12 protein-coding genes and 2 pseudogenes are annotated in these 13,099 nt (G+C 64.9%); 2 read left to right on the top strand and 12 right to left on the bottom strand.

Annotated elements, in window-relative coordinates:
- The first annotated feature begins 23 nt into the window (after positions 1 to 23).
- Positions 24 to 888: pseudogene (locus H3V53_RS30495) on the top strand (endonuclease/exonuclease/phosphatase family protein).
- Between the two features lie 110 nt (positions 889 to 998).
- On the opposite strand, the gene H3V53_RS30490 reads toward H3V53_RS30495, so the two are convergent.
- The 5 genes and pseudogenes from H3V53_RS30490 to surE form a co-directional block, all read right to left on the bottom strand.
- On the bottom strand, positions 999 to 1,775 hold the full coding sequence (locus H3V53_RS30490; RefSeq protein ID WP_336601041.1) for a 3'-5' exonuclease: 777 nt from the start codon (positions 1,773 to 1,775) through the stop codon (positions 999 to 1,001).
- Positions 1,776 to 1,781: 6 nt separating this feature from the next.
- Positions 1,782 to 2,876 carry an RNA polymerase sigma factor RpoS gene (rpoS, locus tag H3V53_RS30485; RefSeq protein WP_054926725.1) on the bottom strand — a complete coding sequence of 365 codons (1,095 nt, stop codon included), beginning with the start codon at positions 2,874 to 2,876 and terminating at the stop codon, positions 1,782 to 1,784.
- 17 nt (positions 2,877 to 2,893) lie between these two features.
- Positions 2,894 to 3,835 carry a peptidoglycan DD-metalloendopeptidase family protein gene (locus tag H3V53_RS30480; RefSeq protein WP_336601040.1) on the bottom strand — a complete coding sequence of 314 codons (942 nt, stop codon included), beginning with the start codon at positions 3,833 to 3,835 and terminating at the stop codon, positions 2,894 to 2,896.
- Positions 3,836 to 3,840: 5 nt separating this feature from the next.
- Positions 3,841 to 4,961 (bottom strand): annotated as a pseudogene (locus H3V53_RS30475) (protein-L-isoaspartate(D-aspartate) O-methyltransferase).
- Positions 4,958 to 5,716 (bottom strand): 5'/3'-nucleotidase SurE, encoded by a 759-nt coding sequence (surE, locus tag H3V53_RS30470; protein WP_054926722.1) that lies wholly within the window; start codon positions 5,714 to 5,716, stop codon positions 4,958 to 4,960. The pseudogene H3V53_RS30475 and the gene surE overlap by 4 nt, the downstream one beginning before the upstream one ends.
- 311 nt (positions 5,717 to 6,027) lie before the next feature.
- Here surE and H3V53_RS30465 point away from each other — a divergent pair, with 311 nt between their 5' ends.
- A complete protein-coding gene (locus tag H3V53_RS30465) occupies positions 6,028 to 7,002 on the top strand; it encodes an NADPH:quinone oxidoreductase family protein (protein ID WP_336601039.1) in 975 nt (324 codons plus the stop codon).
- A gap of 76 nt (positions 7,003 to 7,078) precedes the next feature.
- On the opposite strand, the gene H3V53_RS30460 is transcribed toward H3V53_RS30465, so the two are convergent.
- From H3V53_RS30460 to H3V53_RS30430, 7 genes are all read right to left on the bottom strand, one after another.
- Positions 7,079 to 7,903 (bottom strand): ABC transporter permease, encoded by an 825-nt coding sequence (locus H3V53_RS30460; RefSeq protein ID WP_336601038.1) that lies wholly within the window; start codon positions 7,901 to 7,903, stop codon positions 7,079 to 7,081.
- 1 nt (position 7,904) lies between these two features.
- Entirely contained in the window at positions 7,905 to 8,729 is an 825-nt protein-coding gene (locus H3V53_RS30455) for an ABC transporter ATP-binding protein (protein WP_336601037.1), read from the bottom strand.
- Positions 8,730 to 8,760: 31 nt separating this feature from the next.
- Complete coding sequence (locus tag H3V53_RS30450) at positions 8,761 to 9,798, bottom strand: ABC transporter substrate-binding protein (RefSeq protein WP_336601036.1); 1,038 nt, start codon at positions 9,796 to 9,798, stop codon at positions 8,761 to 8,763.
- 70 nt (positions 9,799 to 9,868) lie between these two features.
- Positions 9,869 to 11,119, bottom strand: a complete 1,251-nt coding sequence (locus tag H3V53_RS30445) for a CaiB/BaiF CoA transferase family protein (protein WP_336601035.1) — start codon at positions 11,117 to 11,119, stop codon at positions 9,869 to 9,871.
- Positions 11,120 to 11,221: 102 nt separating this feature from the next.
- Positions 11,222 to 11,818, bottom strand: a complete 597-nt coding sequence (recR, locus tag H3V53_RS30440) for a recombination mediator RecR (protein WP_054926717.1) — start codon at positions 11,816 to 11,818, stop codon at positions 11,222 to 11,224.
- Between the two features lie 164 nt (positions 11,819 to 11,982).
- Positions 11,983 to 12,309, bottom strand: a complete 327-nt coding sequence (locus H3V53_RS30435; RefSeq protein WP_006048866.1) for a YbaB/EbfC family nucleoid-associated protein — start codon at positions 12,307 to 12,309, stop codon at positions 11,983 to 11,985.
- A gap of 63 nt (positions 12,310 to 12,372) precedes the next feature.
- A partial coding sequence (locus tag H3V53_RS30430; RefSeq protein ID WP_336601034.1) for a DNA polymerase III subunit gamma/tau C-terminal domain-containing protein occupies positions 12,373 to 13,099 on the bottom strand: 727 nt, incomplete at its 5' end.

The following is a 13,099-nucleotide window of genomic DNA, read 5'->3' as shown; positions in this document are numbered from 1 at the left end:
CCAACACCGACGGAGATTTGACGATGCGACTGATCAGCTGGAATGTCCAGTGGGGACGCAGTGCGCACGGGGACGTGAACCTGTCGCGCACGATCGACGAGGCACGGCGGCTCGCCGATTTCGACGTACTGTGCATGCAGGAAGTGACGCGCGGCTTTTCGGTGCTGGCGGGTCATCCCGGCGACGACCAGTTCGCCGAACTGGCCGATCTGCTGCCCGGCTACACGGTGCTCGGGGCAATCGGCGCAGACCTGGCGCCGCTCAAGCTGGACGCGCCCGCCGCGCCGCGCCGACAGTTCGGCAATGCGCTGGCGACGCGCCTGCCCGTCGAGCGCGTGATCCGTCATTCGCTGCCCTGGCCTGCCGACCCCGATTCGCCGTCGATGCAGCGGGTTGCCCTCGAAGCCGTGCTGCGGGCGCCGGGCGGGCCGGTGCGCGTCATCGTCACGCATCTGGAGTTCTATTCGCTCAAGCAGCGGCTCGGCGCAGGTCGACCGGCTGAGGGACATGCAGCAGGAAGCGGCTGCGCACGCCGCGCACCCCGCGCCCGCCGAGAATGCGATCGGGCCTTTCACCGATACCGGGCGGCCCGTCAGCGCGATCGTCTGCGGCGATTTCAACAGCGCATATGACAGCGAGGCGTATCGGCGGATGCTGGAACCGCTTGACGGCAGCCCCGCCTTCATCGACGCATGGACCACGCTCCATCCCGGGCAGACACCGCCTATGACGGCAGGTGTCTACGACAAGGCGCAATGGTCGGATGGGCCGCTGACCTGCGATTTCGTATTCGTCACCGAGGATTTGCAGCCGCGGCTGCGCAGTTGCGAGATAGATGGCGCCACGCGGGCTTCCGATCATCAGCCCATCGTGGTCGAGGTGGATTGATCCCGTCTGTAACGCGGGTCGTGCGGCGCGGTGGTCCGTGTTGGCGCCTGTGTGGCGCTGACGCGGATGCCCGTAACCGCGAAAAACCGTCCGCGCCGCGAAGCAAAAACCTAAACTTCGAAAGCGGCCAGATACTCTGCCCAATGCGGTGCAGGGTCCTGCGCGAGGGCATTTTTCACGAACGCGATCTCATCGGCGTATGCCTGCGGCGAAAACACGCCGCGCATCAGCTGAAACCGGCAAAACAGCAGATAGGTATTGACGACATCCGTCTCGCAATAATTGCGGATCTCGTCGATGCGCCCTGCCTGGAACGCGTGCCACACCTGGCCGCCGTCCATCCCGAGCTTGCCGGGAAAGCCGCACAGTTTCGCGAGCGCGTCGAGCGGCGCATTCGCGCGCGCCTGATACATCGCGAGCACATCCATCAGATCGGTGTGCCGCGCGTGGTAACGGCTGATGTAGTTGTTCCACTTGAAATCGCGGTCGTCTTCGCCCAGATCCCAGTAGCGGTTCGCGCGAATGCCGTTGATCAGCGCGCGGTAATGCAGCACGGGCAGATCGAAGCCGCCGCCGTTCCACGAGACGAGCTGCGGCGTGTACTTTTCGATGGTCCGGTAGAACGACTGCACGAGCGCCGCCTCGCCGTCCGCGGGCGCGCCCAGCGAGCGCACCCGAAAACCGTTGTCGTCGCGGAACACGCACGAAATGGCCGCGACCCGCTGCAGATGATGCGGCAGGAAATCGCTGCCCGTCTTCTCGCGCCGTGCCGCGAATGCGTGCTCGGCGACTTCTTCGTCGGACATCGTCGCGGGAAGACTTTCAAGCCGGCGAATGCCGGCGACATCGGGAATCGTCTCGATGTCGAAAACCAGAATTGGAGTCATCAGTTTCTAGAGAACGGCGTCCTTGCGCACGCCATTGGAAGCAAAGAAGCGCTTCAGGCGCACGAGCGCCTCTTGCTGGATCTGGCGCACACGCTCCCGCGTGAGGCCCATTTCGTCGGCGAGTTCTTCGAGTGTGGCCGGTTCGATGTGATTCAGGCCGAAGCGCCGCTCGATCACATGCCGGTGCTTGTCCGACAGCCGCGCCAGCCACGCGCGCGTCAGCGTCTCCAGCTCGCGATGCTGCACTTCGGCATCGGGCGACTGGCTGGTGTCGTCCGACAACAGATCGAGCAGGCTGCTGGCGGGATCGAGATCGAGCGGCGCGTCGAGCGACGCCGTGTGCTCGTTGAGCGCGAGAATGTCGGTGACTTCGTCGGTGGTCTTGCCCGTCAGATACGCGATGTCGTCGATGCTCGCGTCGCGCCGGTCGGCCGCCTCGCCCGAATTCATCGAATTCTTCTCGAGATGGCGCTTTGCGCGCAGCACCTGGTTCAGTTCGCGGATTACATGCACGGGCAGCCGCACCGTGCGCGCCTGATTCATGATTGCGCGCTCGATGCTCTGGCGAATCCACCAGGTCGCGTAAGTCGAAAAGCGAAAGCCACGCGTCGGGTCGAATTTTTCGATGGCGTGCATCAGGCCGAGGTTGCCCTCTTCGATCAGATCGAGCAGCGGCACGCCGCGATTCAGATAGCCCTTCGCGATGCTGACCACGAGCCGCAGATTGCGCTCGATCATGACCTGACGCGCCTCGAACTCGCCCGCCTTCGCGAGACGCGAATAGCGCTGCTCTTCCTCGACGGTGAGCAGCGGCTTCACGCTGATCCGGTTCAGATAGTGCTGGATCGTGTCGGCCGTGAGCTCGGCCTGAAGCAGCGCGCGGAAATCGTCGGCGTCGGGCGCGGAATCGTTTGCGCCTTCTCGCGATTCGGATTCTTCTTCGCCGCCCGACGCGCGCTCGTCGAGGTCGTTCGAATTGTCGAGATCGTCGACGTTGTCGTCGTCGACCTCCGAAGCGCCAGCATCGTCCACCGAAACATGCGTGGTGCGGCTCACGGACTCAGTGTCTGCTTGCGATGGGCGGCGCTTCGATTTCGGCATGGTCGTATCGCTTGGCTTTATTGCGGCGGCAAATACTTCAATGGGTCGACAGGCTTGCCCTGCCGGCGAACTTCGAAATGCAACATCACGCGGTCCGAATCACTATTGCCCATTTCGGCAATCTTCTGCCCTTTGGTCACCGCGTCACCCTCTTTTACCATCAAAGCACGGTTATGTGCATACGCCGTGAGATAAGTCGCGTCATGTTTGATGATAATGAGATTGCCGTAACCGCGCAGCCCATTTCCTGCATAAACCACCCGCCCGTCGGCGGAAGCCTTTACCGGCTCCCCCGCCGCGCCGCCGATGTTCACGCCTTTGTTCTTCGAGTCGTCGAAGCCGTTGAGCAGCGGGCCACGCACCGGCCAGGCAAACGACACGTTGCCGTTGGACGCCGTCGCATCGCTTGCGGCAGGCGGCGGCGTGACGGGCTGCGCACCGGCAGCGCCCGGCGCCGCACCGTAAATGGGCGGCTGCTGGCTAGCGGCCCCAGCCGACGGCGCCGGCTGCGTGCCGGCTAGTGGTGCGCTTTGCAGCGCACCACCGCCGATCGGCGCAGTCGCGACGCCCGGCACCGCGGGTGCACCGTTCGCGCCCGGCGGCGCCACGCGCAGCAACTGGTCGACTTCGATCTGGTTCGGATTCGTCAGGTTGTTCCACGCGGCGATGTCGCGATAATTTTGACCGTTTTCGAGCGCGATCCTATACAGAGTGTCGCCAGGCTTCACTCGGTAGTAGCCCGGGGGCGGCGGACCAAGCGGCACGGCCGGCTGTGCGCCGGGTGCGACGCCCGTCTGCGTGACCGTGCCGAGCGTGCCGGAGCGATCGACGACGGGCGCCTGATCGAGCCGCGTCGCACATGCGGCCAGGACGGACAGCATGGCCACGCAAACGCTGCGCTGAGCGACGGACAACGGGACATTCAGGCTGGTTCTTTGCATCGCGCGAAACATACTCATCGGGTTCAAATCACTCCGGATTTTAAGGGGACAAAGAAAACGCGATCAAGCCGCGATTCGCGCCACTGCGCGGGCCCCGTGCGCTCGACGAGCGTGAGCACCTGCGACTGTCCGTCCTGCGATCCGACGGGCGCGACGAGGCGCGCGCCGATGGCGAGCTGCTCGAGCAACGCTTGCGGCACGTCGAGCCCCGCAGCCGCGATCACGATCGCGTCGAACGGCGCCGCCGCCGGCAAGCCGATGCGGCCGTCGCCATAGTGCAGACGGATGTTCGGAATGCGCAGCGGACGCAGATTGGTCTTTGCACGTTCGTAAAGCGGTTTGATGCGTTCAATCGAATACACGTCGCGCGCGACCTGACTCAGCACGGCGGCCTGATAGCCGCAGCCCGTGCCGATTTCGAGCACGTTGCCGAGCGTGCGGCCCTGCGCGGCAAGCTCGATATCCGCGCGACCACCGACGGCTTCGAGATCGTCTGGTGATGGCCGATCGGCAGCGCGGCATCCTCGTAAGCCTGCGTCGCGAGACCGGGATCGACGAACATGTGGCGCGGCACCATCGCCATCGCGTTGAGCACGCGCGGGTCCGTGATGCCGTTCGCCCGCAGCCGTTCGACCATGCGCTCGCGCACCCGCTCGGACGTCAGCGTGTGCGCGCTCGTCAACGCCACGTTCGGCGCGCCCATGCGCTCGAACGATGCCGTCACGGGACGCGGCAACTGGTTGCGCGCACCGTCATTGCGAATCGTGGAGGCGCTTTTCGTATTGACGATTCCGGACGCGCTTTTTGCAACGGCGCCTTTGGCAACCGCGTTGTTGACAGCAGGATGGCTCGCCATTGACGGCGATCGGGCGGACGAAGCGCCCTTCGCATCCGGTTTCAGAATGCTGGCGACGCCCTTCGCACCCGCGGAAGGCTTGCCGCCCGCTGCGGCGCCTGAAGCGGCGCTCGAAGCGGCGCGTGCGCGGCCCGCCGACTGCGCATTCACATTCGATGGCTTGGACGCTGCCGTTTTTTGCACGGCCGATCCGCTCGACGCTTTTGCACCGCGCGCGTCGGCGCGGCGCGGTTCGCGCACCAGGTCTTCGAGGCCAAGCGGAAAGCGCTTTGCGCGCTCGCCGGTCATGAAGCGCCGCCTTCGGCGCGCAGCCAGTCGCGCGCCGCGGGCAGCATGGCCGTGTGGGTCAGATCGAGTTGCAGCGGCGTGATCGATACGAAGCCGTTCGCCACCGCGTGGAAATCGGTGCCTTCGCTGGCGTCGCGCGCGGCGCCCGCCGGCCCGATCCAGTAGATCGGCTCGCCGCGCGGGTTGGTCTGGCGGATCACGGGCAGCGACGGATGCCGCTTGCCGAGCCGCGTGATGCGCCATTCGCTCAACTGCTCGTAAGGCAGGTTCGGAATATTGACGTTCAGCAATGGATGACCGGGCAACGGCCGCTCGAGATAATGCGCGACGATTTCGGCGGCGACGCGCGTCGCGTCTTCCAGATGCACCCAGTCCTTATCGACGAGCGAGAACGCGATGGCGGGGACGCCGAACATGATGCCCTCCGTCGCGGCGGCGACGGTGCCCGAATACAGCGTGTCCTCGCCCATGTTCTGGCCGTTGTTGATGCCGGACACGACGAGATCGGGCGTGTGGTCGAGCATGCCCGTCAACGCGACGTGAACGGAATCGGTTGGGGTGCCGTTCACGTAGTAGAAGCCGTTGGCCGAGCGCAGCACCGACAGCGGGCGCGACAGCGTCAGCGAATTCGACGCGCCGCTGCAGTTTTGTTCGGGAGCCATCACGGTGACATCGGCGAGCGGCTTCAGCGCTTCATAAAGCGCAGCGAGGCCCGGCGCCAGATAACCGTCGTCGTTGCTGAGTAGGATTCGCATCCGCCGATTGTAACCGAGGAAACAAGGCACGCGAACGACACACAGGCCCGCCGTATGCCTATGCTTTCGCCCATCGCGACGCGCGCGGCACGTCATTGCAAAAGCGTACGGTCGTTCGCGCCTGCTTTACACTGCTTCGTTGCGAGCGTTCGTCGCGATGCGGCGCCGTGCACTGGCAAGATGATCGATACAGCACGTGCGTTGTGCGCCATCCACAGCGGCCATGTCGATCGAAAGCACACTGACGAATCGCGCATGAAAGCGCAATATGCGCCCTGCACTTCACTGAATACCTGTCGATGGGAGACACGATGCGCGCAATCCGCTGCAACCAGTATGGCCCGCCCGAAAGCCTCAGCATCGAGGAGCTGCCCGATCTCGTGCCGCAAGCCGGCCAGGTCGCGATCGACGTGAAAGCCGCAAGCGTCAATTTCCCCGACGTGCTGATCATCCAGAACAAGTATCAGTTCAAGCCGCCCCTGCCCTTCACGCCGGGCGCGGAGGTCGCGGGCATCGTGCGCGCCGTCGGCGATGGCCTGTCGCAGTTGCGGCCCGGCATGCGCGTGGTCGCCTACACGCAGCAAGGCGGTTTTGCCGAACAGGCGCTGGCTGACGCCAGCGCGTGCGTGCCGCTGCCCGACGACGCCGATCTGGAAACGGCCGCCGTGTTCACGCTCGCTTACGGCACGTCGCATCACGCCGTGGTCGACCGCGCGGCGCTGCAGCCAGGCGAAACGATGCTCGTGCTGGGCGCGGCAGGCGGCGTCGGGCTTGCGGCCGTCGAGATCGGCAAGGCGCTCGGCGCGCGCGTGATCGCGGCGGCGTCGAGCGACGAGAAGCTCGCCACCTGCGTCGCACACGGTGCCGACGCAACCATCAACTACGCGATGGAAGATTTGCGCGAGCGTGTCAAGGTGCTGACGGACGGCAAAGGCCCCGACGTGATCTACGACCCGGTCGGCGGCAGCTATGCGGAGCCTGCGTTTCGCAGCATCGGCTGGCGCGGGCGATATCTCGTCGTCGGCTTTGCAAACGGCGAGATTCCGAAGCTGCCTCTCAATCTCGCGCTGCTCAAAGGCGCGAGCATCGTCGGCGTGTTCTGGGGCGATTTCGCACGGCGCGAGCCGCAGCGCAACGCAGCCGCGTTCCAGCAGATGCTCGGCTGGATTCGCGAAGGCAAGCTCAAGCCGCTCGTGTCGGCGCGCTACCCCCTCGAAGACACGGCGCGCGCGCTCAACGATATGGCGCAGCGCCGTGTGCTCGGCAAGATCGTCATTACGCCTTGAGCGTCAGGACTCGCACCCGCCGCAATGAAAACGGCGCGTCAAGCACGCGCCGTGTTTCTTCATGCCCAGCGAGCGATCAGAGTTTCTCTGTCTCGCCGCTTTTCGGTTGCCATTTCATCAGGCGCTTTTCCAGCGTGCCGACGACGGCGTCGAGAATCAGCGCGAACGCCGTCAGCACGAGAATCCCGGCGAACACGGTGTTGATGTCGAACGTGCCTTCGGCTTGCAGGATCAGATAGCCGACACCGCGCGCCGAGCCCAGATACTCGCCGACCACTGAGCCGACGAACGCCAGTCCCACCGACGTATGCAGGCTCGAAAACACCCAGCTCATCGCGCTCGGCAGATAGACGGCGCGCAACAGCTGCTTGCGGTTTGCGCCGAGCATGCGTGCGTTCGCGAGCACGACGGGGCTCACTTCCTTTACGCCCTGATAGACGTTGAAGAACACGATGAAGAACACCAGCGTGACGCCGAGCGCGACTTTCGACCAGATGCCGAGGCCGAACCACACGCCGAAGATCGGCGCAAGAATCACGCGCGGCATCGAGTTGGCGGCCTTGATGTAAGGATCGAATAGCGCGCTCGCCATCGGCGATAACGCGAGCCACAAGCCGACGCCAAGCCCGAGCACCGTGCCGAGCGCGAAGGCGAGCACGGTTTCGATCAGCGTGATCCACAGATGCAGGTAGATCTCACCCGTCGCAAACCATTCCCAGATCCGCACCAGCACCTTCTGCGGCTCGCCGAAGAAGAACGCGGCCTTGTTGGGATCGTCGAAATAGAACGCGGGTAACAGCGTCGGGCTCGTCAACACGTACCACAGCACGAAGCACAGCACGAGCAGGGACCACTGCCAGACGGCGAGATTCGCGCGGTTCGGGCGCAAGGCTTTCCACATGTCAGTTGCTCTCCTGCGCGACCGTCAGTTGCTGCTGATAACCCTTGAGCACTTCGTCGCGCAACACGCTCCAGATTTGCGCATGCAGTTCGACAAAGCGCGGATGCGAACGCACTTCGGCAACATCGCGCGGGCGCGGCAGATCGATTGCGAATTCGCCGATAGGATGCGTGCCCGGCCCTGCCGACAGCACGACGACGCGGTCCGACATCGCGATCGCCTCGTCGAGATCGTGCGTGATGAACAGCACGGCCTTGCGCTTCGCGGCCCACAGATCGAGCAGCTCGTTTTCCATCAGGTGCCGCGTCTGGATGTCGAGCGCGGAGAACGGCTCGTCCATCAGGATGATGTCGGGATCGAGGATCAGCGTCTGCGCCATCGCGACCCGCTTTCGCATGCCGCCCGACAACTGATGCGGATAACGGTCCTCGAACCCGCCGAGCCCGACGCGCTTCAACCATTCTTCCGCGCGTGCGCGGGCTTCGTCGCGCGGCACGTCGTGGAACTGCAGGCCTGCCAGCACGTTGTCGAGCGCCGAGCGCCACGGCATCAGCGCGTCGGCCTGGAACATGTAGCCCGCGCGCCGGTTGATGCCCGCGAGTCTCTCGCCGAACACCGTCACCGACCCCGCCGACGGTTCCAGCAAGCCGGCGCCGACGTTCAGCAATGTCGACTTTCCACAGCCCGTCGGCCCGACGACGGAGACAAACTCGCCGGGCGCGATGCGCAACGTCGTGTCCTTGACAGCCGTGTAGCGTTGTCCGCGTTTTTCGCGCGACGCAAATGTACACGTAATGTTTTCGAGCGCCAGGGCGGCAACGGTCATCGTTTGGCTCGCTTGTATTTTGTTCTATGCATTACGCCTTGACCGTCGCGAGCGCCTTCTTGACGAAGTCGTTCGTCCAGGTTTTCGACAGATCGATCGGTTTGCCCTTCACGGTTTCGTCGAACGCCTGCAGCGTTTTCAGCGACGTCGCGGGACCGTCGGCGGGCATCAGGCCATCGGGCGACATCGCCTCTTTGACGTGTTGCCACGAATCGAGGTACAGCGCGCGGTCGCCGAGCAGGTACGACTCGGGTACGGTATTGATCAGCTCGGTGCCCGTGGCCGACTGCAGCCACTTCAGCGCGCGCACCATCGCGTTGGTCAGCGCCTGCGTCGTATTCGGATTCTTGTTGATGAACGCCTGCGATGCGTACAGGCAGCCCGCCGGCATGTTGCCGCCGAACACCGTGTGCGTGTCGGCGAGCGTGCGGGTGTCCGACACGACGCGGATTTCGCCTGCGCGTTCGAGCTTCGTCATCACGGGGTCGAGATTGGCGAGCGCGTCGATCTGCCCGGATTGCAGCGCGGCAATCGCACCAGCGCCCGCGCCGACGCCGATGAACGACACGTCCTTCGCGGTCAGTCCCGCTTTCGCGAGCACGAAGCTCGCCATGATCGACGTCGACGAACCCGGCGCGGTCACGCCGATCTTCTTGCCCTTCAGATCCGCGATCGTCTTGTAGTTCGCCATCGTCTTCTTCGACACGGCGAGCACGATCTGCGGCGCGCGCCCTTGCAGCACGAATTCGCGGAAATACTGGTTCTTCGCCTGCAACAGCAGCGTGTGCTCGAACGCGCCGGACACGACATCTGCGCTGCCGCCGACAGCCGCCTTCAGCGCCTGCGAGCCGCCCGCGAAGTCCGAGATTTCGACTTCGAGCCCTTCGTCCTTGAAGAAATTGCGCCGCTCCGCGATGGTGAGGGGCAAATAGTAGAAGAGATTTTTGCCGCCGACGGCGATCGCGACTTTCGACGTCTCCAGCTTGCTCTGTCCGAACGCGAGCGGCGAGCCGACGAGCGATGCGCCCGCCAATGCCGCCGAGCCTGCGAGGAAGCTTCTTCGTTGCATGGTCCTGTCTCCGATTGTTGTTCTGTTGCGGGCTGCTTCGCCCGTCTTCGTGCGCGAGTCCGAGCGCCGGTTACACGATCTGTTGCGCGTGCAACCTTGCGATGTGGTCCGCATCATAACCCAGTGAATGCAGAACTTCATCCGTATGTTCACCCAGTTCGGGCCCGAGCCAGCGCGTCTCGCCGGGCGTGTCTGAGAGCTTTGGCGTGACGTTCGGCAGCGTGATGTCGCGCCCGTCCTGCCACTTGAAGGTCTGGATCATCTGGCGCGCGACGTACTGCGGATCGCTGAACATGTCGGCCACGCTGTAGATGCGGCCCACGGGCACATCGGCGGCGTTCAGCACGTCGAGTGCCTCGTCGATCGTGCGATGCGCGAGCCACGCGGCGATCGCGCCGTCGATCTCCTGCGTGCGCGGCACGCGGCCGTCGTTGTGCGCGAGGGCGGGATCGTTCGCGAGATCGTCGCGGTCGATCGCCGTCATCAGGCGCTTGAAGATGGGGTCGCTATTGCCGCCGATCACGATGCTGCCGTCGCGGCACGGATACGTGTTCGACGGCACGATGCCGGGCAGCGACGCGCCCGTGCGTTCGCGCACCATGCCGTAGACGCCATATTCGGGCACCACGCTTTCCATCATGTTGAACACGGCCTCATACAGCGCAACGTCGACGACCTGACCCTTGCCGCCGTTCACCTGCTTGTGATGCAGCGCCATCAGCGCGCCGATCACGCCGTGCAGCGCCGCGATCGAGTCGCCGATCGAAATGCCGATACGCGGCGGCGGCAAGTCCGGATAGCCGGTGATATGGCGCAGCCCGCCCATCGATTCGGCAATCGCGCCAAAACCGGGACGGTCGCGATACGGCCCCGTCTGCCCGTAGCCCGACAGGCGCACCATCACAAGGCCGGGGTTGTCGGCCGACAGCACGTCATAACCCAGCCCGAGTTTTTCGAGCAGACCGGGCCGGAAATTCTCGACGACGATGTCGGCCTCTTTCGCGAGCTTGCGGACGATTTCCTTGCCTTCGTCGGCTTTCAGATTGATCGTCACCGACTTCTTGTTGCGCGCCTGCACGGCCCACCACAGCGACGTGCCGCCCACTTCCGGGTACAGCTTGCGCCATTTGCGCAGCGGATCACCGCCCTTCGGATCTTCGATCTTGATGACGTCGGCGCCGAACTCGCCGAGAAAGCGCGCGGCGAACGGACCGGCGATCAGCGTGCCGAGTTCGAGCACCTTGACCCCCGCGAGCGGGCCTTTTGGCGCGTTGCGAGGATCGTCAGGCTTGTCGGCCGTTGAGGAAGTCGATGCGCTCATGTGTCTCCTGATTCTTTTTTCGAGTGGCCGTTCGGCCCCGTGTCTGCGCGTCTGCGCACGCCAGCAGGAACGAGCAGGAACAAGCGGCAACAAGCGGGCCCGCTACATCGAACGCCGGTCCAGCATCGCGCGCGCGATCGTGCCCGCGTCGACATACTCCAGCTCGCCGCCGACGGGCACGCCGCGCGCGAGCCGCGTGACGGCGAGGCCGCGCGCCTTCAGCGTTTGCCCGAGGTAATGCGCGGTGGCCTCGCCTTCGTTCGTGAAGTTGGTGGCAAGCACGACTTCCTTCACGATGCCGTCCGAGGCGCGCTTGACGAGCCGGTCGAAGTGAATCTCTTTCGGGCCGATGCCGTCGAGCGGACTGAGACGGCCCATCAGCACGAAATACAGGCCGCGCCAGGTCATCGTCTGTTCGAGCATGATCTGGTCGGCGGGCGTTTCGACGACGCACAGGAGCGTCGGGTCCCGCTCGGTATCGCTGCAGACCTCGCAGATCTGCGCTTCCGTGAACGTGTTGCACTTCTCGCAGTGCTGCAGATGCTCCGTCGCAAACAACAGCGAGCGGCCGAGCTTCTCTGCGCCTTCGCGATCGTGCTGCATCAGGTGATAAGCCATGCGCTGCGCGGACTTCGGACCGACGCCAGGCAGTGCGCGCAGCGCTTCGACGAGCGCCGACAAGGCGGAAGGTTGTTTCATGCTGGTACGGCGGCGTCGATCGATAGAGGGTTGAATCGCGCACAGGACGTGGCGCGGACGTGGCGCGCGCAAGTGCGCTCGCGCGTGACAACGCGTAACGCCCATCCAGGCGGGCGCACGCGCGGCCAACCGGCCACGAGGCGCCCGCGCGACGCCCGGTGCGATCAGAACGGCAGCTTGAATCCCGGCGGCAGCGGCAGGCCGGACGTCATGCCGCCCATCTTCTCCTGCGCGGTGGCTTCCGCCTTGCGCACGGCATCGTTGAATGCAGCGGCGACGAGGTCTTCGAGCATGTCCTTGTCGTCGGCGAGCAGGCTCGGATCGATCGACACGCGGCGCACATCGTTCTTGCAGGTCATCGTCACCTTGACGAGACCCGCGCCCGACTGCCCCTCGACTTCGATCTGCGCGAGTTGCTCCTGCATCTTCTTCATGTTCTCTTGCATCTGCTGGGCCTGCTTCATCAGCCCGGCGAGTTGGCCTTTCATCATGGACTTGCTCCTTCTTGATAGTCGATTCGGGTTCGCGCGCCTGACGCGCGGCGTGCGTGAAAATCAGTGGCTGGCGGCGCTCTGCCCGCCTTCGGCGCCCGGCGCGAGCGGACGCACCGAGCCCGGCACGATGCTCGCGCCGAATTCCCGGATCAGCGACTGCACGAACGGATCGGCGCCGATCTCGCGCTCGGCTTCCTGTTGACGTTTGGCGCGCTCGATCGAATCGAGCACGGCGGCCGTGCGCCGCACGGGACCGACTTCGACCTGCACATCGATCTCGCTGCCCAGACGCTCGGCGAGCGCCGCCTTGAGCTTCGCGATCTGCGCGGCTTCCGTGTAAAGCTGGACGGCCACGTTGAGCCTCAGCGTCTTGCCGTCGACGGACATCAATTCGCTGTTGAACGCGAGCTGGTAGGCAATGCCTTTGAGCGGCAGCGTCACGGCGAGCGCGGGCCAGTCGCCTTCGAAACCGATTGCGTCGAGCCGCACGGCGGCCGGCAGCGTGCGAATGTCGACGACGGGCGCCGGCGCAGGTGGCGCGGCGGACGCGTGAGTCCGGCCGACGAGCATGTCGTCGGGGCCGCTGTCGAAGACGGGCACGAAGTTGTCGTCGGGCGGCGCGAAATATGCATCATCCGACGAGGCGGGTAAGTAGTCGTCAGGCGCAATGTCTTCCCACGGCGGCACGGCTGATCCGCCCTGCTGCTGTGCCGCGCGCGGCGTTTGGGGACGCGCCGCGGCTTCCTGCTGCGCGGCGCCAGCCCGGCGCGCGGGGTCGGGTGTCGGT

The organism is Paraburkholderia bengalensis, assembly GCF_037126505.1.
GTDB lineage: Bacteria > Pseudomonadota > Gammaproteobacteria > Burkholderiales > Burkholderiaceae > Paraburkholderia > Paraburkholderia bengalensis.
The sequence above is the reverse complement of the archived record's forward strand: the minus strand, read 5'-3'. Positions and strand labels throughout refer to the sequence as shown.

What these genes read in the sequence shown, in the direction of transcription:
- H3V53_RS30490 (WP_336601041.1), bottom strand. Translation starts at nt 1,775, where the DNA reads ATGACTCCAATTCTGGTTTTCGACATCGAGACGATTCCCGATGTCGCC.
- rpoS (WP_054926725.1), bottom strand. Translation starts at nt 2,876, where the DNA reads ATGCCGAAATCGAAGCGCCGCCCATCGCAAGCAGACACTGAGTCCGTG.
- H3V53_RS30480 (WP_336601040.1), bottom strand. Translation starts at nt 3,835, where the DNA reads ATGAGTATGTTTCGCGCGATGCAAAGAACCAGCCTGAATGTCCCGTTG.
- surE (WP_054926722.1), bottom strand. Translation starts at nt 5,716, where the DNA reads ATGCGAATCCTACTCAGCAACGACGACGGTTATCTGGCGCCGGGCCTC.
- H3V53_RS30465 (WP_336601039.1), top strand. Translation starts at nt 6,028, where the DNA reads ATGCGCGCAATCCGCTGCAACCAGTATGGCCCGCCCGAAAGCCTCAGC.
- H3V53_RS30460 (WP_336601038.1), bottom strand. Translation starts at nt 7,903, where the DNA reads ATGTGGAAAGCCTTGCGCCCGAACCGCGCGAATCTCGCCGTCTGGCAG.
- H3V53_RS30455 (WP_336601037.1), bottom strand. Translation starts at nt 8,729, where the DNA reads ATGACCGTTGCCGCCCTGGCGCTCGAAAACATTACGTGTACATTTGCG.
- H3V53_RS30450 (WP_336601036.1), bottom strand. Translation starts at nt 9,798, where the DNA reads ATGCAACGAAGAAGCTTCCTCGCAGGCTCGGCGGCATTGGCGGGCGCA.
- H3V53_RS30445 (WP_336601035.1), bottom strand. Translation starts at nt 11,119, where the DNA reads ATGAGCGCATCGACTTCCTCAACGGCCGACAAGCCTGACGATCCTCGC.
- recR (WP_054926717.1), bottom strand. Translation starts at nt 11,818, where the DNA reads ATGAAACAACCTTCCGCCTTGTCGGCGCTCGTCGAAGCGCTGCGCGCA.
- H3V53_RS30435 (WP_006048866.1), bottom strand. Translation starts at nt 12,309, where the DNA reads ATGATGAAAGGCCAACTCGCCGGGCTGATGAAGCAGGCCCAGCAGATG.